The sequence below is a fragment of the Pseudomonas sp. SG-MS2 genome (assembly GCF_009933855.1).
GTDB classification, from domain to species: domain Bacteria; phylum Pseudomonadota; class Gammaproteobacteria; order Pseudomonadales; family Pseudomonadaceae; genus Aquipseudomonas; species Aquipseudomonas putida_E.
Genome location: NZ_MOMO01000250.1, coordinates 24,177 through 30,733, shown reverse-complemented (window position 1 = coordinate 30,733; position 6,557 = coordinate 24,177). Strand labels below are relative to the sequence as shown.

Genomic DNA, 6,557 nt, shown 5'->3' with positions numbered 1-6,557 from the left:
TGAGCCGCACGTATAGGGTTTTATCGACCCGCGCCACCAGCTCGCCGGCACCGTCGCGGACATCGACCTGCAAACGTGGCAGGTATTTCTTGCCGCTGGCGGTCTGCTGGCGGATCTCGTCCAGCAGTGCGTCTTCGATGTGGAAATCGGCATACACCGGGCCTTTGCCCGGTGCGATGAAGTCAATGCTGGCTGCCTTGTCCCAGACGATGTACTCACGGCCCAGCAGTTCGATCAGCAATAGCATGTAGAACGGGTCGACCATCGAATACAGGCTACCGCCAAACTGGGTACCGACGTAGTTGCGGTTCCAGCGGTTCAGCTTCATGCGCACCCTGACACTGCGCATGTCCGGGCTGATGTGCTGAATGCGAATGCCAGCACCCAGGTACGGTGGGTAAAGGTTCAGCAGCCAGCGCAACATGCGCGCCCGGCGCGCCAGCTTGCGCGGGTTGCTCATGCCTGCCCCCGCGGATCAGGGCGGGTGCCCAGGCCCATGGCCTGGCGGGCGAACCAGCTTTTTGCCGGCGGCAGCAAGTCGAGCCCAAGCAAGCCGATGTTGCGCCCGGCGGCCAGCAACGGCTGATTACTGCCGAACAGGCGGGTAACCTGGTCGGAGAAACCGATGGTCATGGCCTGGTCGAGTTGCTGGCGTTGATGGTACGCCTGCAGGGTCGCCAGATCGCCTGGCTGCTGCGGGCCGGCCAGCAGCGCATCGGCCAGCGACTGCACATCGCGCAGCGACAGGTTGAAACCCTGCCCGGCAATGGGGTGCAGGCTGTGCGCGGCATTGCCCAGTACCACCAGATGCGGGCGCACCTGCTCTTGGGCTTCGACCAGTGCCAGCGGGTAAAGATGCCGTGCGCCGACCTGGCGCAAGGCGCCGAGGCGATAGCCGAATACATCCTGCAGCTCGCGCAGGAAGCTGCGTTCGTCGATCTCGGCCAAGCGCTTGGCGTCCATACCCTGACGGGTCCAGACCAATGCGCAGCGATTCTCGGGCAGCGGCAGCAATGCCATGGGGCCTTGCTCGGTAAAGCGCTCGAAGGCTTGCCCGCGATGGGACTCGCCCGGGGTAATGTTGGCGATCAGGGCGCTCTGCTCGTAGGGCGTGCGGCGCACATGGATGCCCAGTTGCTCGCGCAACCCGGAGCGGCCACCGTCGGCCAGCACTGCCAGGTCGCACTCAAGGCTGGTGTCATCGTCCAGCTGCAAGCGATAACCACCGGCGACGGCCTGCATCGCCTTCACTTCGGCCGGGCAGCGCCAGCTCACCACCTCGCTGTCCAGCCCTTGCCAAAGGCACTGACCAAGCCAGGCGTTCTCGACCACGTAGCCCAACGCTGGCACGCCCTCCTCCTGCGCATCGAGGCGGGTGGAGCCAAAGCGCCCACGGTCCGAGACCTGGATCTGCCGGATCGGCTCGGCACGGGGGCTGATGCCCTGCCACACGCCCAGGTGCTGGTAGATCTGCCGGGTACCGAACGAAAGCGCTGAGGAGCGCGCATCATAGCTGGGCTGGAAGCTGTCGCCCGGGGCGAACGGCTCGATCAGCAGGATCTTCCAGCCACGCGCCTTGGCCCCAGCCTGCAGGGCCAGCGCAAGGCTGGCACCGACCAGGCCGCCACCAATGATCGCTAGGTTGACTCGGTTCATGCCGCGTCCTTACGTGCCGCCTGCATCAGCGCCTCGATCTCGGCGACCGTCCTGGGCACGCCCGAAGTCAGAATTTCACAGCCTTGCCTGGTCACCACCACGTCGTCCTCGATCCTTACGCCGATGCCGCGCCATTTCTTCGCGACCTGCTGATTGTCGGCGGCAATGTAGATACCCGGTTCGACGGTCAGCGCCATGCCAGGCTCCAGCACCCGCCACTGGCCGCCGACCTTGTATTCGCCCACATCGTGCACGTCCATGCCCAGCCAGTGCCCGGCACGGTGCATGTAGAAGGCCCGATACGCTTCACTTTCGATCAGCGCCTGCACCTTGCCCTTGAGCAGGCCCAGCTCCACCAGGCCCTCGGTGATCACCCGCACGGTCGCTTCATGGGCGTGGTTCCAGTGCTTGCCTGGGGCAATCTCGGCGAAAGCGGCGGCCTGGGCCTTGAGCACCAGTTCATAGATGGCCTTTTGCTCAGGCGAAAACCGCCCGCTGACCGGGAAAGTGCGGGTGATGTCGCTGGCATAGCAATCGATTTCGCAACCGGCGTCGATCAGCACCAGGTCACCGTCCTTGAGCGCGGCATTGTTCTCCTGATAGTGCAGGATACAGCCATTGCGGCCGGCAGCGACGATCGACCCGTAGGCTGGCATTCTTGCCCCGCCTTTACGGAATTCGTAGTCCAGCTCGGCTTCCAGGCTGTACTCGTGCAGCCCTGCCCGGCAGGCCTGCATGGCCCGCACATGGGCGCGTGCGGAAATTTCTGCAGCGGCGCGCATCACTTTCACTTCCGCCGCCGATTTATACAGACGCATGTCGTGCAGCAGATGATCCAGGGCAACGAACTCGTTCGGTGGCTGGGCGCCAAGGCGCGCCTTGGAGCGGATCACGTTGATCCAGTCCATCAGCCGACGGTCGAACTCGGGGTTGCTGCCCATGGCGCTGTAGACCCGTTCGCGACCTTCGATGAGGCCCGGGAGGATCTCGTCGATGTCGGTGATCGGGAAGGCATCGTCGGCGCCAAAGTCGCGGATGGCACCTTCCTGGCCGGCGCGCAGGCCGTCCCACAGCTCGCGCTCAGGGTTACGCTCGCGGCAGAACAGCACGTACTCGCCATGCTCGCGCCCCGGGATCAGCGCGATAACCGCCTCCGGCTCCGGGAAGCCGCTCAGGTACTGGAAATCGCTGTCCTGGCGGTAGACGTGCTCGACATCGCGGTTGCGAATGGCGACTGCGGCAGCCGGCAGGATGGCAATGCTGTTGGGGACCATCTGCGCCATCAGCGCCTTGCGCCGACGGGCATATTCGGCCTTGGGTATGTGGCTCATGGGCAGGACTACCCCCGGTTGATCAGTGCAGCGAAGGTTTTGGCGCAGGCGCGGCCGGCGCGGCCAGCTCTGTGTACAGCAGCAGCGGCGCAACGCGCAGATACTCCATGACTTCCATGTAATCGCTTTCGCCGTCCTCGGATTCTTCCAGTGCTTCCTGGACCTGGGAAATGGCCACCAGGTCCTGGAGCACTTCCTTGGCATCGGTGGACAGGTCCTTGCCGCCCGCGTTCAGCCCGAAGCCGGCAATGAAGCCCTGGCACCACTGGCCCAGCGCCGTGGCACGCTCGGTCAGCGGGGTTTCGTCGCTTGGCAGCAGCAGAACGATCGCAATGTCCTCGCCGGTCAGCTCGGCCTTGACCATCTCTTGCAGGCCGATCAATGCAGCGCGCACATTGTCTTCAGGTTCGTTTTCCAGCACCCCGGCAGCGTCGGCCAGCCAGGCATCGGCCTCGAAGCCGGCACCGGCGCAACTGCGGCCGATCAGCAGGCCGTGCAGCTCGGCGGGGGAAACAGGGTGGCCGTTGCTCGAGAGCAGTGCGGCGAATGCGGTGTAGGGCGATTGGGTATTAGGCATGGGCGGCTAGGCGCCAGACGGCGCATTTGACTAGAATGAAGGCCTTGTATCCTAGCACCGGCAGGCGCGCCAAGACCATCGGCACTGGCCGTCACCGCTCAGGGAGAGGCATGATCGACGGGTGATTCAATGACGGAGCGAATCGAGTGCAACCCACGCAAGAGAACGACCTGCAAGCATTGATGAGCCGGTTCGAGTCGCTGATCGAGCGCGTCGAGCAACTTAAACGGCAAAATGCACTCCTAGTAGCTCAGGAAAAATCCTGGCGCGAAGAGCGCGCCCACCTCATCGAAAAGAACGAGATCGCCAAGCGCAAGGTCGAGTCGATGATCTTACGCCTCAAGGCCCTGGAGCATGACTCATGAGTTCAAGCAATAGCGTCACCGTGCAGATCCTGGACAAGGAATACTCGATCATCTGCCCGCCGGAAGAACGCAACAACCTGGTCAGCGCCGCACGCTACCTGGACGGCAAGATGCGCGAGATCCGCAGCAGCGGCAAGGTGATCGGTGCTGATCGGATCGCGGTCATGGCCGCATTGAACATCACCCACGAGATGCTCCACCGCCAGGAAGACCGCACCGACGCCCCCGCTGGCAGCGCCACCCGCGAACAGGTCCGCGACCTGCTCGATCGCGTCGACAAGGCTTTGTCCGACGACACGGATACCAAAATCGGCTGAGGTTGGTATACTGGCGCCACTCCCTGGGGGATGCGCCAGTCGGTTATGTCCCTGAGCCGATACGCACAACCACGGGGGTTGCACGCTGGGGCCGGTGTGCATGTCCGCCCGACGGAAAGCCTTAACGCCCCCTGCAATCTCCACCTTGAACTTTCGGGTTCAAGGGCTACACCGATAGCGGTCTTATCGGGGAGCCTGATTTCGACTGCCCGCCCACCCCGGCGGGCAGTTCTCGCTTTTAGCTTCGACACCTGGGAACGCCCGTGCCATGACCGACACCGCGCCGCTCACCCGCCCCCAGCTTCGTCGCCTGCTTCGCAATGCCCGCCGCGCACTCACGCCAGCCCAGCAACGCCAAGCCTCCCTTGGGCTGTATCGGCAGCTGGCGCAAAACCCGCTGTTCCGCCGCGCACGGCACATTGCCCTGTACCTGCCCAACGACGGTGAAATCGACCCGCAGTTGCTACTGCGCGAGGCGCAACGCCGTGGCAAACGTACCTACCTGCCGGTACTGCACGCATGGCCGCGTACGCGCATGGTGTTCCAGCGGTTCGAGCAAGGGGAAAAGCTCAAGCGCAACCGTTTCCGTATTCCAGAGCCACTGACTGACCGCAAGCGCCAGCGCCCGATCTGGTCGCTGGACCTGATTCTGCTGCCACTGGTGGGCTTCGATGAAGCCGGCGGGCGGCTAGGCATGGGCGGTGGTTTCTATGATCGCAGCCTGGCCTACCAGGCGCGACGCAAAACATGGAAAAAACCCCTGCTGCTGGGGCTGGCCCATGAATGCCAGAAGGTCGAACGACTGGCGCAGGCCAGTTGGGATGTACCACTGCAGGGCACGGTCTCGGACCGTGACTGGTACCTGGCGCCTAAATAACAGGCGCCAGCGGGGAAGATCAGCGCTGCTGCTGACCGGCTTCGACCGGTGCCTGGTACGCGGTATCGAGCTTGCGCTCCCAGATACCCTGAGCATAACCAGTGGTAACCACACCCAGACCAAAGATGAAGACCAGGACCCAGAGCAGGTCCGGTTTGCGTTGATTCATCGAAGAATGCCCCCCTAGGCATACGTTCTGGCTCGGCGACCTTCTTGGTGCCGCCGGAGCATATAGCGTTAAAATCGGCGCATTTTCCGACAACCTGCGTCGACACGCAAACGTTGACGCCAACCGGCTGTCGGTTTCGTGCAACAGGTTATTTCAAACCTTTTCAGGAGCAGTATCCATGGCCTACTGGCTGATGAAATCCGAGCCCGATGAGCTTTCGATCGAAGGCCTGGGCCGCCTGGGTGAGGCCCGCTGGGATGGCGTGCGCAACTATCAGGCGCGCAATTTTCTGCGCGCCATGAACGTAGGCGATGAGTTTTTCTTCTACCACTCCAGTTGCCCTCAACCGGGCATTGCCGGGATCGCCCGGATCACTGCAGCGGCCTACCCGGACCCAACTGCGCTGGACCCTCAGAGCCATTACTACGACGCCAAAGCCACTGCCGAGAAGAACCCCTGGAGCGCGGTAGATGTGGCGCACGTGAAGACGTTCAGGCAGGTGCTGGGGCTGGGCTTGCTCAAGCAACAAAGCGCGCTGGAGGAGTTGCCGCTGGTGCAAAAAGGCACTCGGCTGTCGGTGATGCCGGTGACCGAAGAGCAGTGGGCGGCGATTGTAGCGCTCACTCAGTGAATTGCTGATAGTCACTCGATTGGCCCAGAAAGACAAAGGGCGCCTTTCGGCGCCCTACTCACAGACAGGATGGCTTGTCATCGCCTGACACCTGCCCGGCTCTGTGATTGCTGGATTGACCAGGATCCGCAGAGTCTCTCAAGCCCCTTTTTGGAACTTGCTTAGTATGGTGTATCCCGTGCCACACTGACAACTGACTGCAAGGGCGATTACTGCACAATCAGGTTATTGAACAGCAGATCCTCGACAATCGGCTTGCCTTCTTCTGCTTCCATCACCTGCTGTACCTGCTTGAGCGCCTCTTGGCGCAGTTTTTCCTTGGCGTCGACGTTGCTCAAGTTATCCACACCTTGCTGGGTGAACAGCGCCACCAGCTGGTTGCGAATCAGCGGCTCGTGGTGCTTGACCGCCTTGGCTGCCTCGTCGCCAGTCACACGCAGGGCCACATCAGCTTTGAATACGCGCAACCTGGGGCCACCGTCGAGGGCGTAGTTGCCTACAAAGGGCGGGCTCAGGCTGATATAGGAGACCTTGGGGGCTCCTTCCTTGGCTTCTTCGGCCAGGGCCGCCGCTGGCAGCATCAGGGCCAGCACCATCAAGATCCACGCTTTCACGAATTCACTCCTCAAAACAA

The 6,557-nt window shown here is 62.6% G+C and carries 10 protein-coding genes and 1 other RNA gene; 5 read left to right on the top strand and 6 right to left on the bottom strand.

Annotated elements, in window-relative coordinates; all coding sequences use genetic code 11:
• From BLX42_RS23810 to BLX42_RS23795, 4 genes are all read right to left on the bottom strand, one after another.
• The coding region (locus tag BLX42_RS23810; protein WP_161872793.1) for a DUF4442 domain-containing protein at positions 1-460 on the bottom strand (460 nt) is incomplete at its 3' end.
• Positions 457-1,656: a 2-octaprenyl-6-methoxyphenyl hydroxylase gene (gene ubiH, locus BLX42_RS23805; protein WP_161872792.1), complete on the bottom strand. Its 1,200-nt coding sequence runs from the start codon at positions 1,654-1,656 to the stop codon at positions 457-459. The genes BLX42_RS23810 and ubiH, both read right to left, overlap by 4 nt.
• On the bottom strand, positions 1,653-2,987 hold the full coding sequence (pepP, locus tag BLX42_RS23800) for a Xaa-Pro aminopeptidase (protein WP_046788197.1): 1,335 nt from the start codon (positions 2,985-2,987) through the stop codon (positions 1,653-1,655). Before pepP ends, ubiH begins: the two co-directional genes overlap by 4 nt.
• Before the next feature lie 22 nt (positions 2,988-3,009).
• Positions 3,010-3,564: a YecA family protein gene (locus BLX42_RS23795; protein ID WP_012316781.1), complete on the bottom strand. Its 555-nt coding sequence runs from the start codon at positions 3,562-3,564 to the stop codon at positions 3,010-3,012.
• A gap of 182 nt (positions 3,565-3,746) precedes the next feature.
• On the opposite strand from BLX42_RS23795, the gene BLX42_RS23790 reads away from it, so the two are divergent.
• From BLX42_RS23790 to BLX42_RS23775, 4 genes are all read left to right on the top strand, one after another.
• Positions 3,747-3,929 carry a TIGR02449 family protein gene (locus BLX42_RS23790; RefSeq protein ID WP_039603542.1) on the top strand — a complete coding sequence of 61 codons (183 nt, stop codon included), beginning with the start codon at positions 3,747-3,749 and terminating at the stop codon, positions 3,927-3,929.
• Complete coding sequence (locus BLX42_RS23785) at positions 3,926-4,246, top strand: cell division protein ZapA (RefSeq protein ID WP_012316783.1); 321 nt, start codon at positions 3,926-3,928, stop codon at positions 4,244-4,246. The genes BLX42_RS23790 and BLX42_RS23785 overlap by 4 nt, the downstream gene beginning before the upstream one ends.
• A gap of 17 nt (positions 4,247-4,263) precedes the next feature.
• Positions 4,264-4,443: non-coding RNA, 6S RNA (ssrS, locus tag BLX42_RS23780), on the top strand.
• Between the two features lie 71 nt (positions 4,444-4,514).
• Complete coding sequence (locus tag BLX42_RS23775; protein ID WP_046788196.1) at positions 4,515-5,123, top strand: 5-formyltetrahydrofolate cyclo-ligase; 609 nt, start codon at positions 4,515-4,517, stop codon at positions 5,121-5,123.
• 19 nt (positions 5,124-5,142) lie between these two features.
• Here BLX42_RS23775 and BLX42_RS26630 read toward each other — a convergent pair whose 3' ends face one another.
• A complete protein-coding gene (locus tag BLX42_RS26630; protein WP_168216575.1) occupies positions 5,143-5,292 on the bottom strand; it encodes a hypothetical protein in 150 nt (49 codons plus the stop codon).
• A gap of 178 nt (positions 5,293-5,470) precedes the next feature.
• Between BLX42_RS26630 and BLX42_RS23770 the strand changes: the two genes are divergently transcribed.
• The gene (locus tag BLX42_RS23770; RefSeq protein ID WP_119687954.1) at positions 5,471-5,923 is read left to right on the top strand and encodes an EVE domain-containing protein; all 453 of its coding nucleotides are present in this window, start codon (positions 5,471-5,473) and stop codon (positions 5,921-5,923) included.
• A gap of 209 nt (positions 5,924-6,132) precedes the next feature.
• On the opposite strand, the gene BLX42_RS23765 is transcribed toward BLX42_RS23770, so the two are convergent.
• On the bottom strand, positions 6,133-6,537 hold the full coding sequence (locus tag BLX42_RS23765; protein ID WP_046788194.1) for a flagellar basal body-associated protein FliL: 405 nt from the start codon (positions 6,535-6,537) through the stop codon (positions 6,133-6,135).
• Between the last annotated feature and the right edge of the window lie 20 nt (positions 6,538-6,557).